This window comes from Cupriavidus sp. 05N40 (genome assembly GCF_056397305.1).
The window spans coordinates 30734-52567 of sequence record NZ_JBFTND010000037.1; the positions used below are offsets into that span (position 1 = coordinate 30734).

Consider the following 21834-nt stretch of genomic DNA (forward strand, 5'->3'; position numbering starts at 1 on the left):
GCCCATCCCTTCCGAACCAGACCCTCGACCCGATCCGCACGGCATCCACATCCAGTGCATGCCGGCCCTGAGTCGGCCAAGCGGCCGGGCGATTCACAGGAGAGCACGCATGTTCGTTTTTTCGTCCGACCAGTTCGCAGAAGCCCAGAAAGCCCATTTCGCCAACCTGTTCGCGCTGACGAATACGGCCTTCGACGGTTTCCAGAAACTGGCCGAGCTGAACCTGCAGGCAGTCAAATCGTCGATCGCCGAAAGCCAGGATAATATCCAGGCCGCCCTGTCGGGCCGCGACCTGCGCGACGTCTTCACCACGCGAGGCACGCTGGCGCAACCGGCGGCCGACAAGGCGCTGTCGTACGTGCAACACGTGTACGAGATCGCCTCCGACACGCAGACCGAACTCGCCAAGGCCGTGGAAGCGCAGTACGAACAACACACCCGCCGCGTGCAGGCTTTCGTCGACACCTTCGTGAAGAACGCGCCGGCCGGCTCGGAAGCCCTCACCGCGCTCCTGCAGTCGACGGTCGCGGCCGCCAACAACACCTATGAATCGGTGCAGAAGGCAACCAAGCAAGCCGCCGAGACGGTCAAGTCGAACTTCGAGGCCTCGACCGCGGTAGCCTCCGGCGCCGTGCAGCAAGGCGCCCGCCGCGCCGTCAAGGTAGCCTGACGGCGCATCGCGCGGCACAGCTCTCGTGCCGCGCGGCAGCAGACGCTCAGGTGGCAGGCGTCGCGCGACGACGCCGCGACCCGCCTGATCGTCCTGCCGGGAACAACAGGAACGCGCAGCGTTCCTGTTGTCATCCTTCTCCTGGACGAGAAAGAAGAAGAGCCCTTCGGACTCAGCGCGAAAGAATCGTCACGCAGGCAACTGCCTCTTCCACGCCGATCAGTCCGCCACCATTCTCGGCAATGCCCACCGCGGCATGTTCAACCTGCCGCCCCTGCGCCTCGCCACGAAGCTGGAGCACCAGTTCGTGTATCTGTGCCAGGCCTGTCGCGCCAATGGGGTGCCCTTTGGACTCCAGTCCGCCGGAGGGATTCACAGGGATCCGTCCGCCGAGCGCCGTGTCGCCGCGCTCCGCCAGCGCCCCGCCCTCGCCGAACGCGCAGAGGCCAAGGTTCTCGGTCTGGACAATCTCGCCCATCGCGGTGGCGTCGTGAACTTCGGCCACCGATACGTCCGACGGAGCGATGCCGGCCTTTTCGTAAGCTAGCCTGGCCGCGATCGCGGTGCAGGCGTTCTCGACATCGTTCACATCCCGATCGGCCCCGGTGCGTACGACCGACGCGGCGATGCGCACCGCCCGGGAGCGGCTCAGGCCGAGCCTTCGCRAGACGCTCTCGCTGCAGACGATCGCCGCGGCCGCACCGTCCGACACGGGCGAGCACATCGGCGCGGTCAGCGGATAGACGATCGGGGGCGCCGCCAGGATCTCCTCGACGGAGTACGGGTTCCGGTACTGGGAGAGCGGGTTGTACTGCGAGTGCTTGTGGTTCTTGGACGCGACGGCTGCGATCTGGCGCTGGGTGGTGCCGTAGCGCTTCATGTGCTCGCGTGCCGAAGCCGCATAGATGTCCATGAACACACTGTACGGCTTTGCAGAGGTGCTGCCCGGCGGGACTTCGACGCCCCGGCCGAGCTTGAGCAGCCGCTCCCTGGCGGCCTCGACCTCTGCGATGTCCCAGCCGCTGTCGAACGCAGAGAACATGCGCTCCCGGTCCTGCGAATACATCTTCTCGGCGCCGACGGCGAGCGCGATATCCCCCTCCCCCGACCTGACGAAGTTGTACGCCAGGTTCAGCGCGGTACTGCCGCTGGCACAGGCATTCTCGACGCTGGTGACCGGGATGCCACCGATACCCATATGGCGCAGTGCCACGGGGCCGCGGATCATATGCTGCCCTTCCATATGGCCCTGCACGCAATTCGCAAAGAATGCCGCCTGCAGTCTTTCCTTTTCAACGCCGGCATCCTTGAGCGCCGCGTCGACGGCTGCGCTTGCCATCTGCTTGATGCTCAGATCCAGCAAGCGGCCGAATGGCGTCATCCCGACGCCAATGACATATACGTTTTCCATGTTGTCTCCTGTTTCTCGTCCCGGTCACCGCGCTAGCCGGCGGTGACGACAATCTTTCCGAAATGCCCGTTCTGCGCCATGTGCTCCAGCGCGCCGGCGAGGTCGGCGAGCGGATACACCTTGTCCACCGGCATGCTGATCTTGCCCAGCTTCAATGCCGGCTCCAGGTCGTGCCTGGCGCGCGCCACGACGGCGGCCACCTCGGCCGGGGTCCGGGTGCGGAAGCTCACGCCGATGTAGGTGATCCTGCGCATCGAATGCAGGTCGAAGTCGAAGTCGCCGCTCTCGCCGGCGACCCGCCCGACATTCACCATGCGGCCGCCCACGCGGGTTGCGGACATCCCGCCATTCACGAACGGCCCACCGATCAGATCGACCAGCAGGTCGACGCCCATCCCTGCGGTGGCCTTGGTCACCTCCTGGACCCAGTCGCTCCTGCCGGTGTCGACCGGCAGGTTCGCACCGTAGTCGCGCAGCCTTTGCCGGCGCGCCGCGGAGGTCGAGGAGCCCAGCACCAGGCCCGCGCCAAGCAGCCTGGCAATCTGCATCCCCATCAGCCCCATCCCTGAACTCGCCCCCTGGATCAGGACCGACTGGCCGGCCTGCATGGCGCCGTGCGTCGAGATGGCGTCGTGCATGGTCTGCATGGCTACGGGCAATGCCGCGGCCTCTTCGAAGGGCATGCCCTGCGGGATGGCGTACATCATGGCCGGATGGGCCAGCGTGTACTCCGCGAATGCGCCGATGCCGGCGCCCATCACCCGGTCACCGATTTGCCAGGCCTTGACCTGGCTGCCGACAGCGACGACTTCGCCGGCCCATTCGACACCCAGAGGCACGCCCTGGCCACCCGCCGCGCCATGCCGTTTGCCCTTGGCCATCGTCAGGTCGATACGATTCAACGCGCTGGCGCGGACCTTGACGAGCACTTGCCCGTCGGCCGGCGAAGGGCGAGGCACGTCGGCCGGGACGACACTGTCGCCGTCAGATAAAAATGCACGCATGGTTTTCCTTGTGACATGAAGTTCCGATTGCCTTGGCCCGGGCTATGCCGCGCATGGCCATGCCGGCAATCCACACGATCCGGGCCGGCCCGCGCCGGCTAGCGGCGCAGCGTATAGCCCGCCTTTTCCCGGTCCCAGGTCGAAGGCGTGATCCCTTCTTCGCGCAAGCGATACTTTTCAACGCGATGCGTCGGCGTCTTGGGAAAGTCGCTGCGGAAGTCGACAAAACGAGGCACCGAGAAATACGGCATGAGCTTCTCGCAGTGCTGGATCAGCTCGAGCGCGGATAGCGCCGAGCCCTCCTTGCGCACCACGCAAACCATGACCTCGTCCTCGCCAACCTCGGATGGCACGGCAATGGCAGCGGACTCGAGAACCGCCGGGTGCGCGTTGACGACCATCTCGACCTCGAATGCGGAGATGTTCTCGCCGCGACGGCGGATCGCATCCTTCTTGCGGTCGACGAAGTAGAAGTAGCCGTCGCTGTCCCGCTTCATCAGGTCGCCGGTGTGGAACCACAGGTTCTGGCTCTGCGCCAGCGTCGCCTCGGGATTCTTGTAGTAGCCGTCCATCATGATGTACGGCTCCTGGGGCCGGAACACGAGCTCGCCGATCGCATCCACGCCAACCGGCTCGTCGTTGCCGTCGACAAGATCGACGTCATAGCCGCAGATCGGCAATCCCACCGAACCCACGCGCGGCGCGTCGATGGGGCTTGCGAGCGCGACACAGTTCTCGGTCTGGCCATACCCCTCGTAGAGCTTCAGGCCGAAGCGCTGCTCGAATGCTTCCCACAGGTCCCTGGGCGCACCGCCGCCCGAGGCAAACCTGACGGCGTGGTCGCGATCGGCGGGGCTGTCGGGCTGCTTCATCAGGATCGGGATCATGCCGCCGATGTAGTTGATCTGCGTTGCGCCGAAGCCCTTGAGACGCTCCCAGAAATTCGACGCGCTGAAGCGATCGTCCACGATCAGCGTGGCGCCGGCCATCAGCGCCGGCGTGACCGTCACCAGCTGGGCATTGGCGTGGAACAGCGGCAGGCAGGTGTAGAGGCGGTCATCGTCGCCGATGTGCCGCCCGTCGGCGGTCTTGCTGCCATGCCACCAGAAGTAGTTGTGGCAGAGCTGGATGCCCTTCGATGGCCCTGTCGTCCCCGACGAGTACATGATTGCCAGCGGGTCYCGGTTCGAGACGTGCACATCGGGCAGGGGCACGCCGGACGATTCCAGCGTTTCGAAGCGGACGCCCGGGATCGGCAAGTCCGGGAGCGCTTCGCCGTCCGCCCGCGGCACGATCATGGCCTCGAGCTTGCCGAAGCCGACGTGCGCATCCTGGAAGCGTTCGACAAACGCTTTCGAGACCACGGCCATGCGCGCATCCGAGTGCTCGATCACGTGCCGCAGCAGCGGGCCACGGTAGGCCGTGTTGACGGTCACCTCCAGCAGCCCGAGACGCGCGCACGCGAACCACAAGCCCATGAACTCGGCGCAGTTGGGCAGCATGATCGCGAGCTTGTCCCCCTTGCGCAGGCCGAGCCCGGTCAGTCCGCGCGCCAGGCGGGTCACCCAGGCATCGAACTCGCCGTAGGTATAGGTCCGGTCTTCGAAGACAAGGAATACCTTGTCGGGGCGCAGTGCCGCCTGCATGGCGAGGCACGCGCCCAGCGTCCGTTGCTCGTTCTTGAGTGAGAGCGCATCCACGGGATCAGTCCCCCGCACCGGTCTGCGCCGCTGCCGGCGGAACCTCGACGATGCGCACCGGATCGGATCCGTCCCACGCCAGCCCGGCCTGCCTGATCGCCTCGAAGTACTGCGCCTTCCCGCCCGCCATCTCCGAGATCTCGAACATCCCGCTCGGAAAGTCCGGGTGCACGAAGTACGCAAAGCGGCCGGCGCCACCCATGCGACCGCCATGCCCCTCCACATAGCCAAGTCCGAGCAAGGTTGCGACGATCTCGTCGTAGCGGTCCTCCGTCCAGTAGGCGACGTGCTGCGCGATTTCCCCGTTGCGCTTCAGGGAATCGTTATACAGCGACGGCGCATCGTCCCTTTGCTGGATCAGTTCGATCTGCAGGTCGCCCGAGTTCGCCAGCGCGATCGAGAGTTTCGGCAAGCGGGAGTTCTCGCCGAAGTAGCGAAACTCCCTGGTGCCGACGTCGTCCATGTAGAACCAGGGCCCGATCCCCAGGTTGACCCAATGCGCCATCGCGGCCTTGATGTCGCGCACGACGTACCCGACCTGGCGGACGCCGCCGAATTTCTGACTCATTCCTTGTCTCCTCGATCCTCGTTGATTCGCCCCCGGCACGCACCGGCCGGCCCTGACCGCCCGCCGTTGCCGCTCGAAGTGAGGCGAGTTTAGTTCGTTTCTGGAATCGATTCCCAATAGGGATAACCCTAGGATGAGAGACCGGCATTCCTCTCGCTGGCGAACGGATAGTGCAGCGATTGCGAAATACGCCGCATTTTTGTGGGTTTTGGCCGCCATCGAGACATGAGCACGCATCCGGCGACCGCAGATCGGTTCGTCCGATGCGCGCCCATGGTTATCCCTATGTGCAATCGATTCCAGTCGAACTACACTTGCCTCGGACAAGCCCCCGACAGTGCGGGCTGGTACCAAAACGAGGAGACAATTCATGCACTCAACATCGGGCGCCGGCCCCAGCGAAGCGGCAAGCGCTTCGACGCCATCCGCAGACGACGCGCTCTTCCGGCGCATATCCTGGCGATTGCTGCCGCTGCTGTTCCTGGCGTACTTCATCAACTACCTGGACCGCACGAACATCGGGTACGCGCAACTGCAGATGCAGGAAACGCTCAGGTTCGCGGACACCGTCTTCGGGCTGGGCGCGACCGTGCTCTTTCTCGGCTACGTGCTGTTCGAGATTCCCAGCAACTTGCTGCTGACGCGTATCGGGGCAAAGCGCACGCTGGTCCGGATCATGGTCCTGTGGGGGGTGGCGTCCGCGGCGACGGCGTTCGTCACCACACCCACCCAGTTCTACGTGGCGCGATTCTTCCTCGGCATGTTCGAGGCCGGGCTCGTGCCGGGCGCGCTCTACTACCTGACGCTCTGGTATCCGCCGGAACGCAGGGGCCGCGCCAACGCCATCTTCCTGATGGGCGCCGGCTTTGCGCCGATCCTTTCCGGGCCGATTGCCGGCGGCGTCATGACCTGGCTGCACGGCAAAGGCGGGCTCGAAGGGTGGCAGTGGCTGTTCGCGCTGGAAAGCCTCCCGGCGTTCGCCCTCGCCACGGTCACCCTGCTGCGCTTTGACGACCATCCCGGCCGCGCGCACTGGCTTGCGCCGGAGGAGAAGTCGCGCGTGCAGGCATTGGCGCGCTCCGGCAACGAAGGCCGGGCCGCCGGCCACCTTGGCACCGCACTGCGGCAGCCGAGGGCCTGGGGCTTCGGCCTGGTCTGCTTCCTGACCGTCCTGGGCATCTATGCCCTTGCCTTCTGGCAGCCGACGCTGCTGAAAAGCATGGGCTTGTCATTGATGGAAATCGGCCTGCTGTCGTCGCTGCCCGCCATCGCCGGCGCGACAGCCTCGTTCTGGATGGCCTCCCACTCCGACAAAACGCGCGAGCGCCGCGGACATTTCGCGGTTGCGGCGCTGGTGGGCGCGGCGGGCCTGACGACGGCGGCGCTGATGCAACAGCACCTGTTCATCGCCATGGTGGGCCTGGTGTTTGCAGGTGCCGGCCTGGCAAGCGCACTCACGCTGGTATGGGCGAGCGTCGGGGAAGTGCTGCCGCGCGAGGGGCTCGCGGCTTCCATCGCGCTGATCACCACCTGCTCGAACTGCTCCGGCCTGGTCGGACCGCTGCTGGTGGCGACCATCCGCCAGGCCACGGGCGGATTCGGATGGAGCCTCGTCATCTTGTCCTGCACCCTGCTCCTGGCGTGCGTCGTGATGCAGATCATCCTGTGGCCGTCGAAACGGATCGCCGCCTCCATGGGCGTCCCCGCCGGCCACCGCTAAGTATTTGAACAGCCAGAGACCAGCATGAACCGCATTGAAACCAGAACCATGACCGGGAAACTGCTTGCCGGGAAGACCGCCGTGATCTCCGGCGCGGGCCGCGCCAAGGGAATCGGACGGGCAACTGCCAGGCTCTTCATCGAACACGGCGCGCGGGTGGCGCTGCTCGACCTCGACGAGGACGAGGTCAGGGAGGCCGCGCGCGATGTCGCCCGGGGCGAGCCGGTGGCCCTGGGGGTTCGTTGCGACGTTACGAGCATGGAATCCTGCCTCGCCGCTATCAGCGAGGTGCGGGAATGGGGTGCTTCGGGCGGGCACATCGATGTCCTGATCAACAACGCCGGCCTCACGCAGAAGGTCTGCGCGGCCGACATCACGCTGCAGGACTACCTGCGGGTCACCGACGTTGTGCTCAGAGGCACCATGCAGCTCTCCCAGGCGGCGATCCCGGCCATGCGGAGCCAGAAGGCCAGCTCGATCATCGCCGTGTCGTCAATGTCGGCGCAGCAAGGCGGCGGGGTATTTGGCGGCGCGCACTACTGCGCGGCGAAGGCCGGCGTGCTCGGCTACATCCGTGCACTCGCCCGGGAACTGGGTCCCGACGGCATCCGCGCGAATGCGATCACGCCTGGGCTGATCGTCACCGACTTCTCTCGCACCAATACGCCGGAGGATGTCCTGCATGCCGCGGCGGGGAGCTGGCCGCTCGGCCGCGCCGGGAGCGCCGGCGAGATCGCGGGCGCGTGCCTGTTCCTTGCCTCGGACCTGTCGTCGTACATGACCGGCAGCACGCTCGATGTGAACGGGGGCGCCTATATGCGCTGAGCTTCCGGCGGCGGCATGCACGAGCGTCGCAGCAGGAGTTCGGTCGGGAACATCACCGTCCTGCTGTCGCCGCCGCGGCCCTCGATGCGATCCAGCAGCAGTTCCGCCGCCGTRCGGCCGAACTGCTTCAAGTCCCAGCGCAGCGCGGTGATGCCGGGCGCGGCAAACTGTGCCAGGACGGTGTCGCCGATACTGATGACCGAGATATCCTCCGGAATCCTGAGGCGACTCGCTTCCACTGCCGCCAGGGCACCCGCGAGCATCTCCGTGCCGAGCGAAACGATGGCGGTCGGCCGCGCTGGCTTCGACAACTCGTGCAGAACGTCGCTGAATACGCGCGTCTGCGAAGGGTCGGCATGCTCGATGACCGTGAGTACCGACAACGGCAGGCCGGCCGCCTGAACTGCCTCTTGCGCGCCCGCGATGCGCTCGCGGCCCGGCCGGACACTCGCCGGCGGCGTCTCCAGCAGGATATGCCGRTGCCCGAGGCTGAGAAGAAACGCGATCGCTGAACGCGCGCCTTGCCGATGATCCACCGTGACGCGATCGCAAGACAGGGGACTGTCGCGATCCAGCAGCACAAGGGGCGCTTCCGCACCCCGCATGGCATCGAGCACATCCTCACGCGTATCGTCATCCACGGTCAGCAGCAGGCCATCCATGCGCCGGCGCCTGAACATGTTCAGGAGTTCGAGTTCCTTCGTGCCATTGCGCGAATTCGCCACGATCATCAGGTATCCGGCTTCCTGGAACCGAAGCTCCGCCGCGCCGACGATCTCCGCGTACATTGGATTGGTCACGTCGGAAACCATGCATGCGATGGTACGACTGGACTGGTTGCGCAGGCTCTGGGCCAGCGAATTCGGCTCGTACCCCAGCGTTGCCACGGCGTCCGCAACCCGGGCGCGGAGTTCTTCGCTGGCGTAGCGGTCACGATTCAGGGCGCGCGACACGCTGCTCGCCGATACCCCGGCTAGCTTGGCCACATCGCGGATTTGGACAGGTCGCTTCATGCCGAAAGTATACCCCAGCGCACTGACTGGAACGCGCCGCAAAGCATAGGGCCRCACCCCCGGAGAGCTGCGGCCCGCTTGTGGTCGATCCGGCGTCTTCGACCTGATTTTCGCCCTGATTTCCGGCCTGATTTCCGGCCTGACTTGCGCCTGCCGATGTCGATCAATCGAGCGTGATATTCGCTTCCCTGGCAACCCGCTTCCAGACTTCGATCTCGCGGGCATTGACGGCTGCCTGCTCTTCGCCGGCCAGGTAGTCCGGGGTAATGCCCCAGTCAAGCATCCTGGCCTTGACGGCGGGGTCCTGCAGCGCATCCCTGAGCGCAGCCGAGAGCTTTTCGACGAACGGCTTCGGGACGCCTGCGGGGGCGTACATGGCCCAGCCGGTCCACTGGTCGAAATCAACCCCCTGCTCCTTGTACGTCGCCACGTTCGGGAAGTTCGACGTACGCCGGGTGCACATGGCAAGCGCCTTGATCTTGCCGGTCTTCACTGCCGCGGTTCCCGAGCCGATATCGAGCCAGCCCACCTTCACGACATCGCCCATCATCGCCGTCATGACGGCGGCGCCGCCCTTGAACGGAATGTGATCGAGCTTGATGCCGGTCTTTTGCGCAAGCACCTCCGCGCAGAAATGGCCGGTCGAGCCCGCACCCCAGGTACCGAACTGAATGGGCCTGGGACTCTTCCTGGCCAGCTCGATGAACTCCTTGAGGTTGTTTGCAGGCAGATCATTTGTCGCCACGAGAATGATCGGCGACGTGCCAACCCGCGCCAGCGTGGTGAGGCTCTTGACGGGATCGTAGGGCAGCTGATGATAGACCGCGGGCGCTAGCGTGGTAGTGGTCATCGTCCCCAGCGCAATCGTGTAGCCATCCGGCTTGGCATGAGCGAGCTGCGCGATCGCGATCGTGCCTGCGGCCCCTGCGATGTTCTCCACCACGAACGACTGCCTGAGTCGCTTGCCGAGCTGCTCGCCGAGCAGCCGACCGAACGCATCCGCGCCGCCGCCCGCCGCCGACGGCACGATCAGCTTGACGGGACGCGCCGGGTATTCATCGGGGGTTTCGGCCATGGCAGTGCCAGCGAACGCCGCGCATAAGGCCAAGAGACCCAAGCAGAGGGACTTCTTCATGACACTTGTCTCCGTTGTTTTCTTATCGGTGAGGATCGATCGACCACGCCTTGCGCAGCGTGCGCCGACCGCGCATGCCCTGTCCCAGGGCACGCATGGGGAAGCGCATTTCGAACTATCGAGAGTCAGTCCCGCGAAAACTCCGCGCCGCCCTTGGGCCGGATATAGCGGGGCACGGGGRGGCCTGCCTGCCGGGCCGCGGCAAGAATGCCTTCTTCGATGGCTCCGGCATCCCGGACACTCTGGTATTCCCCGTCGGAGAAGATGACGTTGGCGCCGTACACCACCATGAAGCCCTCGGCCGGCTCCTTGGCATCGGCCGGCACTGAAAACGTATGCGCCGAGCCACCGGGCTCGTAAAGGTAGCTACCCGCGGTTTGCGGGTCGGCCGGGTACTCTACATAGTTCCACTGCCCCTTGGTCGTAAAGAAATGCACGGTGCCGGTGTGGAAGTGCGGCGGCAGCGTCGTGCCCGGCTCGAACTTGCCATACAGCACCCAGACGCCGTTCTCGCGGTCGAGAAACAAGGGGATGATCGTGGAGCCCGGTTCGGATCCCGGGAACTCTTGCGACTCATGGATATTGACCGTCAGCAAACGGTCCTGATGCGTAACAACCTTCGGTAGTGCCATCTCAACCTCCTATGGAATGATCGCCTGCTGGTGCAGCACATGGCGGTGGCCAGCCACCCGGCGGCCCGGCCACCGCATCCGGCGCCTGCCTACTCCAGCGTGATATTTGCTTCGCGCGCGATCCGCTTCCAGACCTCGATATCGCGGGCGTTGATCGCGGCTTGCTCGCTGCCTGGCACGAAGTCCGGCGTAATGCCGAGATCGGCCATCTTGCTGGTCACGGCCGGATCCTTCAGCGCTTGCTGAACCGCTGCGGCAAGCTTGTCTGCGATCGCCCTGGGCAGGCCCGCCGGAGCAAACATGGCCCAGCCGGTCCATTGGTCGAAATCGACGCCCTGCTCCTTGTACGTCGCGACGTTGGGGAAATTCGCGCTGCGGCGGGTGCACATGGCCAGCGCCTTGATCTTCCCGGACCTGACCGCGGAAGTGCCGCTGCCAATGTCCAGCCAGCCCACCTTCACGATGCCGCCGAGCATTGCGGTAACCACCGGGGAGGTCCCCTTGAACGGAATATGGTCGAGCTTGATGCCAGTCTTCTGGGCAAGGACCTCGGCACAGAAGTGCCCGGTGGAGCCGGGCCCCCACGTGCCGAACTGGATGGGTGTCGGGCTCTTTTTCGCTACCGCCACGAATTCCCTCAGGTTGTTGGCGGGAAAGTCCTTGGTGGCGACCAGGATGATTGGCGATGTGCCAACGCGAGCGATCGTGGTCAGGTCCTTGACCGGGTCGTATGGCAAGGCCTGGTACACGGCGGGCGCGAGCGTGGTCGTGGTCATCGTGCCAAGGCCGATCGTGTAGCCATCCGGGGTGGCGCGCGCCAGTTGCCCGATGGCGATCGTGCCGCCGGCGCCGGCATTGTTCTCGACCACCAGTGGCTGCTTCAGGCGACGGCCGACCTGGTCCGCCAGGATGCGGGCAAACACATCGCCACCGCCGCCTGGCGCCGTGGGAACAATCAGGCGGATCGGCTTGCTGGGATACGCCACTTCGCCCTGTGCTTGAGCCGCAACGGACAGGGTGATCGCAGTGAGCAAGGTGAGGGCGCTGAGCTTCTTCATTTCTGTCTCCAACTTGTGGGGCGGTGCACCACTCTTTTCAGATTTCTGATCAGACTTCTGATCGTGGCACTTATCATGTCGATGGAACAAGGTAAAACGTTTCCACATATTTTGCGGTGACAGCCTTTACGATCAAATGGTGGTAAACCCGCGGGGAATTTGATGCCGGGTGCGCAAAGGCACTCCGGTGCAGGCGRCCAGGGAGATCCGGTATCCCCGCCCGGCCTGGGTCCGGAGACTATCGGCGGCGGACCGGCATTCGGGACGTCTGCCAGCCAGGTCGCTCAGGAATCCTGGGTGAGGACGATCTTCCCGAAATGTGTGTTCTCGCGCATCATTTCGCACGCCTGCGCCACGCGATCGAGCGGCAGCCGCACATCGATGGGAAGGCGCAGCTCCCCACGCGCGAGTGCGGGCCAGAAGTCCTTGCGCACGCGCTCTGCGATCGCCCCCACGTCTTCGACCGAGCGGGTCCTGAACGTCATGCCGAGATACTGGATCCGGCGCATCGAGTGAAGATCGAAATCGAAGGTTCCGCTCTCTCCCGCCATCCGGCCGATATTGACGATCCGCCCTACTATGGCCACGGCGCGCATGCTGTCGTTGATCAGCGGCCCCGCCAGGAAGTCGACGAGAAGGTCGACGCCGCGGCCGTCCGTGAGCTCGAGCACCTTTTTCACCCAGCCCGGATCGTTGCTGTCGAGCGCGACATCGGCACCGAACCCGGCCAGCCGATCACGCCGGTCCGCTTTGGTCGAGGTGCCGATCACCAGGCTCGCGCCGAAGTGCCTGGCCACCTGGAGACTCATCAGGCCGACGCCGGACGATGCCCCCAGCACCATGACCGACTGGCCCGCTTCCAGTTGCGCGGTCTGCCGCATCGCCGTGTGCGTCGTTCGCAGCGCGACACAGAGACAGGCGGCGGTTTCATAGTCCATGTCGGCCGCCGGAAACGGGAAAGCGCGACGCCAGTCCGTGACGGCATACTCGGCGAACCCGCCGATGCCGGAGCACATGACCTTGTCGCCGGCTTTGTATGCGGTGACCGCCTCTCCCACTTCGACCACGTCACCAGACCACTCAAGACCCAGGACCGTGCCGGGGCCCCCGACGGAGCCGTGCGACTTGCCATCGACGAGCGACAGGTCTGCGCGATTCAGGGAACTCGCCCGCACCTTCACAAGGATTTCGGTGGCTTTGGGGCGAGGGATCTCGATATCTGCAATGACCAGTCCGGTCTCGTTGCGAATCGCAGCTTTCATGCATGTCTCCTGTCGAAATAGTTCTGGCGCGACCTCGTGTCCGAAGGCTACGACGCCGTTGGCATGATCATTGTAGAAACGTTTCTACCGTTTGGGCAAGTGGATGCAGGACAAAAAAACCGCTTCAGTTCGAAGCGGCGCTGTCCGGGTTCCGTCGGGGTCGGGAATGTCTATGCCGTGGTCTTCTTGCGGCTGGCGGCAACGGGCCCGCAAGACTCTCTGAGAACGAGCTGGGTCGTGATGGCGATCGTCTCCGGCTCGACCTCCGCATCCTTCTCCAGGCGCTTGAGCATGATCTGGGAGAGGACCGTGCCGACTACGTCGAGGTCCCAGGTCAACGAGGTGATCGATGGGCTGAACAGTTGCGAGAGATCGGTATCGCCGATACTGATCACGCTCACGTCATCCGGCACAACCCTGCCGGTGTGCCGCAGCGCCTGGAGCACGCCCGACAGGATCCGCGTCCCGAGACACAGGAATGCGGTGGGGGCATCCGGACCGGACAATAGCGACAGCGCTTCGCTGAAAGCGAATTCCATCGCCGATTTCTCCGAACGGATGAGCTTGGGCGCGGGCTTGAGCCCGCGCTCCTTGTACGCATCCGTGAATCCGGCAATCCGCTCCCGCCCGGGTCGAAGCGCACTCCCAGGCGTCAATAACGCGATGCGCGTATGCCCCAGGTTCAGCAGATAGCGGGTCGCCTGCATGGCACCGCCATAGTGATCGACATGAACACCGGTTCCGACCACGGAAAGGTCCCGGTCAAGGGCGATGACCGGCATTTCCTGCGAAAGCTGCTCCAGCATCCTTGGATTCTCTGCATCGCAAGGGGCAAGGATCAGCCCGTCCACCCGTCGCCGGCGAAAGAGGTCGATCAGGTTCTTCTCGCGCTTGCCATCGTTATGCGTACTCGCGATCAGCAGCGCGTAGCCCGCGGCCTGCAGGGACGCCTCGATGGAGATGATGATGCGTGCGTAAAGCGGGTTCGACAGATCGGAGACCAGGATGCCGATGGCTCCCGACGAGCGCGTGCGCATGCTCTGGGCAATGGCGTCCGGCTCATACCCCAGGCGGGTCGCGGCCTTGGTGACAGCGGCAATGGCGGCTTCGCTCACCCGCCCTGCACGATTGAGCGCGCGCGAAGCCGTGCCAATGGAGACGCCCGCTTCCTTTGCCACCTCCCGGATCGTGATGCGCGGCTTCATTTGGCGTGCATCGTTGTGCGCTGGCTGGCCAAAGCGCCCGGGGCCACGCGCATGCTCGACCAAACACCCGACACAGTCTGGTGCGACACGCTGCGCCACACATGTTCAGGCAGTGCACGGGACTGCAACATCGATTCTCTCCTTTTGCCCCAACGTGCGCCGCGAGGCAGCGGGTTCAGGCTGAGTAACGTCTTATATGAATGCCGAGCATTCTAGCTCACCGGATGACGCGCACTCGTGGAGGCAGAGATCGTCCCGCCCCGAGGTCAGAGCGCCCCTCGCGGAACGCTCCAGCCCCGGATGGCAACTATCGCGGGGCGCCGATCAGCCGGATGGCCTCGCCCTTGCCGTCCCAGGCGAGGCCGGCACGCCTCACCTCGGCAAAATATTCGGCCTTGCCGCCGGCCATTTCCGAGATCTCGAACATCCCGCTAGGCAGGTCGGGGTTGACGAAATAGGCAAAGCGACCCCGCGACCCCATGCGGCCGCCATGCCCCTCCACGTAGCCGGCGTCCAGAAGCCGGCCGACGATCTCGTCGAAGCGGTCTTCCGTCCAGTACGCGATGTGCTGCGCGCCCTCGCCGCTTCGCTTCAATGAGTCCAGGTAGAGCGAGGGCGCGTCATCTCGCTGCTGGATCAGTTCGATCTGCAGATCCCCCGAGTTTGCCAGGGCGATGGAGAGCTTGGGCGGCGTCGAATTCTTGCCGTAGTAGCGAAACTCGGTCGTACCAACGTCTTCCTTGTAGAACCAGGGCCCGACACCGAGCTTCTCCGTCCAGTGCGCCATTGCTTTCTCAATGTCGTTCACGACGTAACCAAGCTGCCGAACCGCGCCAAACAGATAACTCATCGGTGTCTCCTAGTGATCTTGAAAAGTCTGCCCTGCCCTTGCAGAAACGTTTTTACAATATATCATCAACAGGCCCGCCAACAAGGCTAGTGTTTACCATGATTGTTGCGATTTAAACCCGGAACAACAATGCAATCCATCTGTGGAAACGTTTCTTCAGTTTGACGAAAACGAGGCTCGCAAACTGGAAAGAGACTGCAGAACAACAAACAGGAGACAGGAAAATGGCGCAGTTCGCGGAGAAAGTAGCCCTGATCACTGGTGGCGCGTCCGGCATCGGAGCCGCCACGGCGCGCTTGCTGGCCCAGCGCGCGGCAACAGTGGTGATTGCCGACCTGGCCAGCAGCAACGGTGCAAAGGTCGCCGCGGAAATTGGCGGCGAGTTCGTGCCGCTCGACGTGACCAGCGAATCGAGCTGGGCGCACACCGTCCAAGCCATTCTGCACCGGCATGGCAGGCTTGATGTGCTGGTCAACGCGGCAGGCATCGTTGGCGACGTCGTCAATGGCACCTTGGCCAAGACCACGCTCGACGACTGGCGCCGCGTGCTTTCGGTCAACCTCGACGGGACCTTCCTGGGATGCCGCGAGGCGATGGCCGCGATGCGGCAGACCGGTGCAGGCTCGATCATCAACCTGGCTTCAGTGGGTGCCTACTACCCGACAACGCAAAGTGTCGCGTACGGCGCCAGCAAAGGGGCGGTCACACAGCTGACCAAGACGGTTGCCCTGGCCGGCGCGGAAAACGGCAACAAGATCCGCTGCAACTCAGTGCATCCCGGGAAGACGTCCACGCCGATGCTTGAGAGCATCTTCACCCAATACCAGCAACGCCAGGCCGCGGGCGGCGCAGACCCCAGGCCGAACGGACGCCAGATTCCGCTCGGCGACCAGGGACGGGCCGAGGATGTCGCCAATCTGATCGCATTCCTGGCATCGGACGAAGCAGGCTATATCACCGGCGGGGAGTTCACCGTGGATGGCGGGTGGCGTCTGCTTCGCTAAAAGCCGGACAGGGCCATGCCGTCGCGCGATCGGCCGACAGGCAACGCCCGGGCAGTTCAGCACCAATTCTCGCGGCGGCCCGACTCGAGCCGCCCATCATTACCCTAGACATATCCGACGGAGAACAAGGATGACCGATACTTTGAGCGCCGCGCGCATTCAGACCGTGCGCGACCACATGGCACTGGAATGCACCCACGAGTGGGACGCCGTGATCAACACATTCCAGCACCCCCGGTATGAAATGCACGCTACGGGGGTCGTGTTTGACGGCGAGGAGCAGGTCCGGGGTTACTTCGATTCCTCGCGCATCCCCTTCCCCGACCTTGCCAATGAGATCATCGCCATCGCCGCGGACGATGACACTGTTCTCGTTGAATTCTGGCTATCTGGCACGCACCTCGGCCCGCTGAAGGCGAACGGCAAGGTCTTCGAGCCAACCGGCCGGAAGTTCCGCGTGCGAATGGCGGCGACGTTCGAGTTTGCCGCGAACTCGGACAAGATCATCTGCGAACGGCCCTACTCGGCGGCGGACGCAAAGCTGCGCGCTCTTGGCCTGGTCTGAGGAATTGCTTCGACTGCCCTGGCCCGCGGCCGCCGGACAAACCCGGCAGACCGGTCACGCTCAGGCAGACCGCCACGGTGTAGCCCGGCAATCGCGGCGTGATCAGGATGCCAGCGCCCAGCCCCATCGGGGGTCGGCACCAGTAATCGCGAGCATGTGGCTTGCCTTTCCTTGAGCACGCGGACCGGCCCGCCGGGGCCGGCGCGATCCGCGCCGGGAAGGCCGTGCGCGGGACACGGCGGCAGGCGCCGGGCGGGAACCTGGTTCGCGCCCGCCGGCATCCGCCCGTGCTTACTTGCCCTTCATCAGGTTCTTGGCTTCTTCGATATTCTGCTCGGCGCGCTTGGTGATCACCGCCAGCGCTTCGGCCTGCGACTTCTGCGCCATCTCGGCCAGCTCGCGCATATTGTTGAAGGCCTTCTGCAGTCCCTGCTGCACGAACTCGCCCTGCTTGGCCATGGCTTCCGCCGGATTGCCGCCCGTGGACATATGCTGCGCGGCCGTCTGGATCTCCTGCATGGTCTTGCTCAGGATCTCCGTCTGTTTCTGCACCAGCGCCTGCATGCCCTGGTAGGCAACCTTGTTCGCTTCCGTCAGCGCATCGATATCCTTGCGCCGGGCTTCGATCACCGAGGTCATGTCGACGCCGGGAAGCTTGAACTGCTCTAGCAACTTGCTGAAATCGGTAAACGGATTTGAGGTCGTAGCCATGGTGCATCTCCTCGCAAGGGGGGGTGAGGTCGGGAAATGAGCCGCGCCAGGCGCAGGCTTGCCGCACCCAGATCGCGGGCGCGGCAGCTCAAGTGTAGCGCGTGCCGCACAAGGCTAGGAAATGAATGCGTCCGGGGCGCCCGGCTGTGCCCGGTTGCAGGCGCGCCTTCCTTCGAATTCCGCGAACGCTTCTTTCAAAACTATGAACTGGCCCGCCCGCGGGGCCGTCGCTACACTCGCCCGCATCATCACCATCAGTCTTGCGGAGAACCCATGCTTCATCAGGCTTTGGCCGGCATCAAGGTGCTGGATTTGTCCCGGATACTGGCCGGCCCCTGGTGCACGCAGAACCTCGCCGACCTCGGCGCAGAAGTCACCAAGGTGGAACGCCCCGGCCACGGCGACGACACGCGCGGCTGGGGGCCGCCCTACCTGCAGGATCCCGCCGGCGACGACAGCCTCTCCGCTTACTTCATCTGCTGCAACCGCGGCAAGCGCTCCGTTGCCATCGACTACACCACGCCCGAGGGCGCCGCGCAGATCCGCCAGCTCGCGCTGGAAGCGGACGTGCTGGTGGAGAACTACAAGGTCGGCACGCTGCGCCGCTACGGGCTGGACTACGAAACGCTCAGGGCACTCAATCCGCGCCTGGTGTACCTGTCGATCACCGGTTTCGGCCAGAGTGGCCCGATGGCCGACAAGCCCGGCTACGACTACGTCTTCCAGGGCATGGGCGGCCTGATGAGCTATACCGGCCACCCCGACGGCCAGCCCGGCGCCGGCCCGCTGCGCACCGGCGTGGCGGTGGTGGACCTGACCACCGGCATGTACGCCACCTCGGCCGTGCTGGCGGCGCTGTTTCGCCGGCACGCCACCGGCGCGGGCGAATACCTGGACATCGCGCTACTGGATGTCGCCGTGGCGCTCAATGCCAACCAGGCTTCGAACTACCTGGTGTCGGGTCGCGCACCGCGGCGCAGCGGCAATTCCCACCCCAACTGCGCACCGTACGAAGTGTTCCGCTGCGCCGACGGCTATCTCATCCTGGCCATCGGCAACGATGCCCAGTTCGCCCGCTTCTGCGAAGTGGCCGGGCTCGGCGCGCTGGCGACGGACGATCGCTACGCCACCAACTCCGCGCGCATCGCCAACCTGCCCGCGCTGCGCCAGGTCCTCACCGATGTCTTCCCGACGCGCGAACGCCAGGCCTGGACCGATGCGTTCGACGCCGCCGGCGTGCCGTGGGGACCGATCAACTCGATGGAGGAGGTCTTCGCCCATCCGCAGGTAGTGCACCGCCGGCTGGTGCAGACCGCCGAGCACCCCACGCTCGGGCCCGTGCCGATGATCCGCAATCCCATGCTGGCCAGTGACGGCGCACCTGCGCGCGCGGCACCTCCCCTGCTCGGCGAGCACGACATGCCGGCCCACGCATGATGCGCGACACCGCGCGGCAGCGGGCAACGCCGGACACCGGCGCCACAACACCAAGACACACCCTTATCCGGAGACAACGCTTGAACACACATATCCTCGCCGCCACCCTGGTCGGCGGCCTTGCCCTCGCCAGCGGCGCCGGCGCCTCCACGTATCCCGACAAGCCCGTCAAGCTGATCGTGCCCTACGCCGCCGGCGGCACCACCGACATCATCGCGCGCATCGTCGGCACCCGCCTCGGCGCCGTGCTCAGGCAGCCCGTGGTGGTGGAAAACCGTCCCGGCGCAGGCGGCGCGGTAGGCAGCGCCTACGCCGCCAAGCAAGCGGCGGACGGCTATACCCTGGTGATGGAGGTGGAAAGCTCGCACGCGGTCAATCCCAATGTGTACGCGAAGAACGCCTACGATCCGGTCAGGGACTTCGACCCCATCAGCAACCTGGCCGACGTGCCCAACGTGCTGGTGGTCAATCCCGCCTTCCCGGCCGCCGACCTGCCCGCCTTCGTCAGGCTGCTCAAGGCCAACCCGGGCAAATACTCGTTCGGCTCCTCCGGCAACGGCGGCCTGAGCCACATGAACGGCGAGCTGTTCATGAACGAGACCGGCACCACGATGCTCCACGTGCCCTACAAGGGCCTGGGCCCCGCGCTCAACGATGCGGTGGCGGGACAGATCCAGGTGGTGTTCGACAACATCCCTTCCTCTTCCAGCCTGATCCAGGGCGGCCGCCTGCGCCCGCTGGCGGTGGCGGCAAAGCAGCGCCTCAAGGCGCTGCCCAATGTGCCGACCTATGCCGAGGCCGGGCTGCCGGCGATGAACAACCCGTCGTGGTTCGGCCTCGGCGCGCCCGCGGGCACGCCCGCGCCGATCCTGGACCAGCTTAACGACGCGGTGCGCCGCGTGCTGGCCGATCCGGAAGTCGTCACCGCCATCGAAAAACAGGGCGCCATCCCCAGCCCGATGACCCGCAAGGCCTTCGGCGACCTGATCCGCGGCCAGAACGCGCACTGGAAAAAGGTCGTCGAAGAGATCCATTTCACCAAACTCCAGTAAGCCGGACCCATGACACAGACAGACACCACCCAGGACAAGACCACCGGCAAGCACGCCGGCGTCGAGGTCGACGAGCGCGGCATCGCCACCCTCACCATCCGCGAAGCCGGCTCGCTGAACATCCTCGGCACGCCGGTGATCGCGGCGCTCACGCAAGCCGTCGGCACGCTCGCCGGCCGCGCCGATATCCGCGTGCTGATCGTGCAGGGCGCGGGAGAAAAAGGCTTTATCGGCGGCGCCGACATCAAGGAAATGGCCAGCCTGACGCGCGCCAGCGGCGAGGCCTTCATCAGCGGCCTGCGCGGCCTGTGCGACGCGCTGCGGCACTTTCCCGCGCCCGTGATCGCCCGCATGCCGGGCTGGTGCCTGGGCGGCGGCCTGGAGCTGGCGCTGGCCTGCGATATCCGCATCGCCGCGGACAACGCCCAGCTCGGCATGCCCGAGGTCAAGGTGGGCATCCCCTCGGTGATCCACGCCGCCCTCATGCCGCGCCTGATCGGCAACGCGCGCGCCGCATGGATGCTGCTGACCGGCGAGATATCGGATGCGAAGGAAGCCCTGGCCTGGGGCCTGGTCAGCAAGGTCGTGCCGCTGGCGGAGCTGGATGCTGAAGTGCAGCGCGTCGCCTCGCTGCTTGCCAGCTTCGGTCCGACCGCGGTGCGCCAGCAGAAGCGCCTGCTGCGCGCATGGGAAGACGCCCCGCTGGATGTCTCCATCAACGACAGCGTGGGCGAGTTCGGCAGCGCCTTCGATACCGGGGAGCCGCAGCGCTTCATGAACGAATTCCTGCAGCGCAAGCGGTAGGCAGCGCCAACATATGCGCGCGGGGCCGGCCTGCCGGCACCACGGTGGCCAGGCCCCCGTCACGCGCCCGCCAGCTCCCGGACATGGTCGCCGAGCGCCAGCGAGGCGGTCAGCCCGGGGGACTCGATGCCGAACAGGTTGACCAGCCCGCGGACGCCGTGCGCCGATGCGTCCTGGATGACGAAGTCCGTCGCGGTGTTGTGCATGGACGAGCCGGGCCCTGCCAGGCGCGCACGGATGCCCGTGTAGCCGGGCTGCAGGTCCTCGTCGCGCAGGCCCGGGTAGTAGTGGCGCACGGCCTCCAGGAAGCGCGGCTTGCGGCTCTCGTCGAAGCGGTAGTCCACCCCGTCGCGCCAGTCGAGGTCAGGGCCGAACTTGCACTGGCCGCCCAGGTCGAGCGTGACATGGGCGCGCAGCGCGCCCTCCCTGCCCGTGGGATAGACCAGGCGCCGGAACGGCGACCTGCCCGCCAGCGTGAAGTAATGACCGATGGCGTAGTACAGGCGGGGAATCCGCTCCGCAGGCATCTGCGCGATGGCGGCGGCAACGCGCTGGGCGCCGAGCCCGGCGGCATTGATCACCGTGCTGCACAGCACCTCCATCGGCTCGGCGCCGCCCACCCGCAACACGATGCCGTCGCGCGTGCTTTCGCCGCCCTGCACGGGGCTGTTGAGCGCCAGCGCGGCGCCGTCGCCCTGCGCATCGCCCAGGTACGAGAGCATCAGCCCATGGCTGTCGACAATGCCGGTCGAGGGTGACAGCAATGCGCCGGCGCAGCGGACTTCCGCTTCCAGGTCGCGCGCCTCGCTGGCCCCGATGATGCGCAGGTCGGTCACGCCTTGCGCGCGGCCGAGCTCCACGTACTTCGGCAGTTCGCCCAGGTCCTGCGGCTCCACCGCGACGATCAGCTTGCCGATCTGCCGATGCCCGATGCCGCGCTCGCGGCAATACGCGTAGAGCGCGGCCTTGCCGGCCACGCAGAGCCGCCCCTTGAGCGATCCGGGCGCATACGAGATGCCGGCGTGAATGACTTCCGAGTTGCGCGCGCTGGTGTGGGTGCCAAAGGCCGCCTCCGCTTCGAGGATGACGACCTCACGCCCCGCGGCCGCCAGGGCCCTGGCGATGGCGAGGCCCGCCACGCCGGCGCCGATGACGGCGCAATCGATTCTGTCCATGGATAGGGATCTCCTGCTTCGGTGCTTCGGTGC

General features: G+C 65.5%; 21 protein-coding genes. 8 read left to right on the forward strand and 13 right to left on the reverse strand.

From position 1 onward, the window contains the following. Positions 1-109 precede the first annotated feature (109 nt). Complete coding sequence (phaP, locus tag AC1DO7_RS11310; protein ID WP_441612130.1) at positions 110-670, forward strand: TIGR01841 family phasin; 561 nt, start codon at positions 110-112, stop codon at positions 668-670. 172 nt (positions 671-842) lie between these two features. On the opposite strand, the gene AC1DO7_RS11315 is transcribed toward phaP, so the two are convergent. From AC1DO7_RS11315 to AC1DO7_RS11330, 4 genes are all read right to left on the reverse strand, one after another. Continuing rightward, entirely contained in the window at positions 843-2081 is a 1239-nt protein-coding gene (locus AC1DO7_RS11315) for a thiolase family protein (protein ID WP_477116117.1), read from the reverse strand. Positions 2082-2113: 32 nt separating this feature from the next. Further along, positions 2114-3085, reverse strand: coding sequence for a quinone oxidoreductase family protein (locus AC1DO7_RS11320; RefSeq protein WP_441612128.1), 972 nt, complete (start codon positions 3083-3085; stop codon positions 2114-2116). A gap of 98 nt (positions 3086-3183) precedes the next feature. Continuing rightward, the gene (locus AC1DO7_RS11325) at positions 3184-4785 is read right to left on the reverse strand and encodes an AMP-binding protein (RefSeq protein WP_441612127.1); all 1602 of its coding nucleotides are present in this window, start codon (positions 4783-4785) and stop codon (positions 3184-3186) included. A 4-nt stretch (positions 4786-4789) separates the two neighbouring features. Then, complete coding sequence (locus AC1DO7_RS11330) at positions 4790-5353, reverse strand: VOC family protein (RefSeq protein WP_441612126.1); 564 nt, start codon at positions 5351-5353, stop codon at positions 4790-4792. Positions 5354-5816: 463 nt separating this feature from the next. Between AC1DO7_RS11330 and AC1DO7_RS11335 the strand changes: the two genes are divergently transcribed. After that, on the forward strand, positions 5817-7073 hold the full coding sequence (locus tag AC1DO7_RS11335; protein WP_441612125.1) for an MFS transporter: 1257 nt from the start codon (positions 5817-5819) through the stop codon (positions 7071-7073). Positions 7074-7097: 24 nt separating this feature from the next. Further along, positions 7098-7898, forward strand: coding sequence for an SDR family NAD(P)-dependent oxidoreductase (locus tag AC1DO7_RS11340; RefSeq protein ID WP_441612124.1), 801 nt, complete (start codon positions 7098-7100; stop codon positions 7896-7898). On the opposite strand, the gene AC1DO7_RS11345 is transcribed toward AC1DO7_RS11340, so the two are convergent. The 7 genes from AC1DO7_RS11345 to AC1DO7_RS11375 all read right to left on the reverse strand — a co-directional run bounded on the left by AC1DO7_RS11345 (position 7886) and on the right by AC1DO7_RS11375 (position 15053). Then, positions 7886-8911, reverse strand: coding sequence for a LacI family DNA-binding transcriptional regulator (locus AC1DO7_RS11345; RefSeq protein WP_441612123.1), 1026 nt, complete (start codon positions 8909-8911; stop codon positions 7886-7888). The two genes, AC1DO7_RS11340 and AC1DO7_RS11345, sit on opposite strands and share 13 nt — an antisense overlap. Positions 8912-9074: 163 nt before the next feature. Continuing rightward, positions 9075-10046, reverse strand: coding sequence for a Bug family tripartite tricarboxylate transporter substrate binding protein (locus AC1DO7_RS11350; RefSeq protein WP_441612122.1), 972 nt, complete (start codon positions 10044-10046; stop codon positions 9075-9077). Positions 10047-10171: 125 nt separating this feature from the next. Then, positions 10172-10678 (reverse strand): 2,4'-dihydroxyacetophenone dioxygenase family protein, encoded by a 507-nt coding sequence (locus AC1DO7_RS11355; protein ID WP_477116118.1) that lies wholly within the window; start codon positions 10676-10678, stop codon positions 10172-10174. An 89-nt stretch (positions 10679-10767) separates the two neighbouring features. Then, the gene (locus AC1DO7_RS11360) at positions 10768-11844 is read right to left on the reverse strand and encodes a Bug family tripartite tricarboxylate transporter substrate binding protein (protein ID WP_441650033.1); all 1077 of its coding nucleotides are present in this window, start codon (positions 11842-11844) and stop codon (positions 10768-10770) included. 176 nt (positions 11845-12020) lie between these two features. Continuing rightward, on the reverse strand, positions 12021-12998 hold the full coding sequence (locus tag AC1DO7_RS11365; protein ID WP_477116119.1) for a quinone oxidoreductase family protein: 978 nt from the start codon (positions 12996-12998) through the stop codon (positions 12021-12023). A gap of 170 nt (positions 12999-13168) precedes the next feature. After that, a complete protein-coding gene (locus AC1DO7_RS11370) occupies positions 13169-14203 on the reverse strand; it encodes a LacI family DNA-binding transcriptional regulator (protein ID WP_441612118.1) in 1035 nt (344 codons plus the stop codon). Between the two features lie 307 nt (positions 14204-14510). Next, positions 14511-15053: a VOC family protein gene (locus AC1DO7_RS11375; RefSeq protein WP_441612117.1), complete on the reverse strand. Its 543-nt coding sequence runs from the start codon at positions 15051-15053 to the stop codon at positions 14511-14513. Between the two features lie 224 nt (positions 15054-15277). Between AC1DO7_RS11375 and AC1DO7_RS11380 the strand changes: the two genes are divergently transcribed. Together AC1DO7_RS11380 and AC1DO7_RS11385 are read left to right on the forward strand one after the other, a co-directional pair. Beyond that, complete coding sequence (locus AC1DO7_RS11380) at positions 15278-16057, forward strand: SDR family NAD(P)-dependent oxidoreductase (protein ID WP_441612116.1); 780 nt, start codon at positions 15278-15280, stop codon at positions 16055-16057. 130 nt (positions 16058-16187) lie between these two features. After that, a complete protein-coding gene (locus AC1DO7_RS11385) occupies positions 16188-16622 on the forward strand; it encodes an ester cyclase (RefSeq protein ID WP_441612115.1) in 435 nt (144 codons plus the stop codon). Positions 16623-16913: 291 nt separating this feature from the next. Here AC1DO7_RS11385 and AC1DO7_RS11390 read toward each other — a convergent pair whose 3' ends face one another. Next, complete coding sequence (locus AC1DO7_RS11390) at positions 16914-17333, reverse strand: phasin family protein (RefSeq protein ID WP_441612114.1); 420 nt, start codon at positions 17331-17333, stop codon at positions 16914-16916. 273 nt (positions 17334-17606) lie between these two features. On the opposite strand from AC1DO7_RS11390, the gene AC1DO7_RS11395 reads away from it, so the two are divergent. From AC1DO7_RS11395 to AC1DO7_RS11405, 3 genes are all read left to right on the forward strand, one after another. Beyond that, a complete protein-coding gene (locus AC1DO7_RS11395; protein WP_441612113.1) occupies positions 17607-18770 on the forward strand; it encodes a CaiB/BaiF CoA transferase family protein in 1164 nt (387 codons plus the stop codon). An 80-nt stretch (positions 18771-18850) separates the two neighbouring features. Next, positions 18851-19822: a Bug family tripartite tricarboxylate transporter substrate binding protein gene (locus tag AC1DO7_RS11400; protein ID WP_441612112.1), complete on the forward strand. Its 972-nt coding sequence runs from the start codon at positions 18851-18853 to the stop codon at positions 19820-19822. 9 nt (positions 19823-19831) lie between these two features. Beyond that, positions 19832-20626, forward strand: a complete 795-nt coding sequence (locus AC1DO7_RS11405) for an enoyl-CoA hydratase (RefSeq protein WP_441612111.1) — start codon at positions 19832-19834, stop codon at positions 20624-20626. A gap of 59 nt (positions 20627-20685) precedes the next feature. On the opposite strand, the gene AC1DO7_RS11410 is transcribed toward AC1DO7_RS11405, so the two are convergent. Continuing rightward, positions 20686-21801: an NAD(P)/FAD-dependent oxidoreductase gene (locus AC1DO7_RS11410; RefSeq protein ID WP_441612110.1), complete on the reverse strand. Its 1116-nt coding sequence runs from the start codon at positions 21799-21801 to the stop codon at positions 20686-20688. Positions 21802-21834 lie beyond the last annotated feature (33 nt).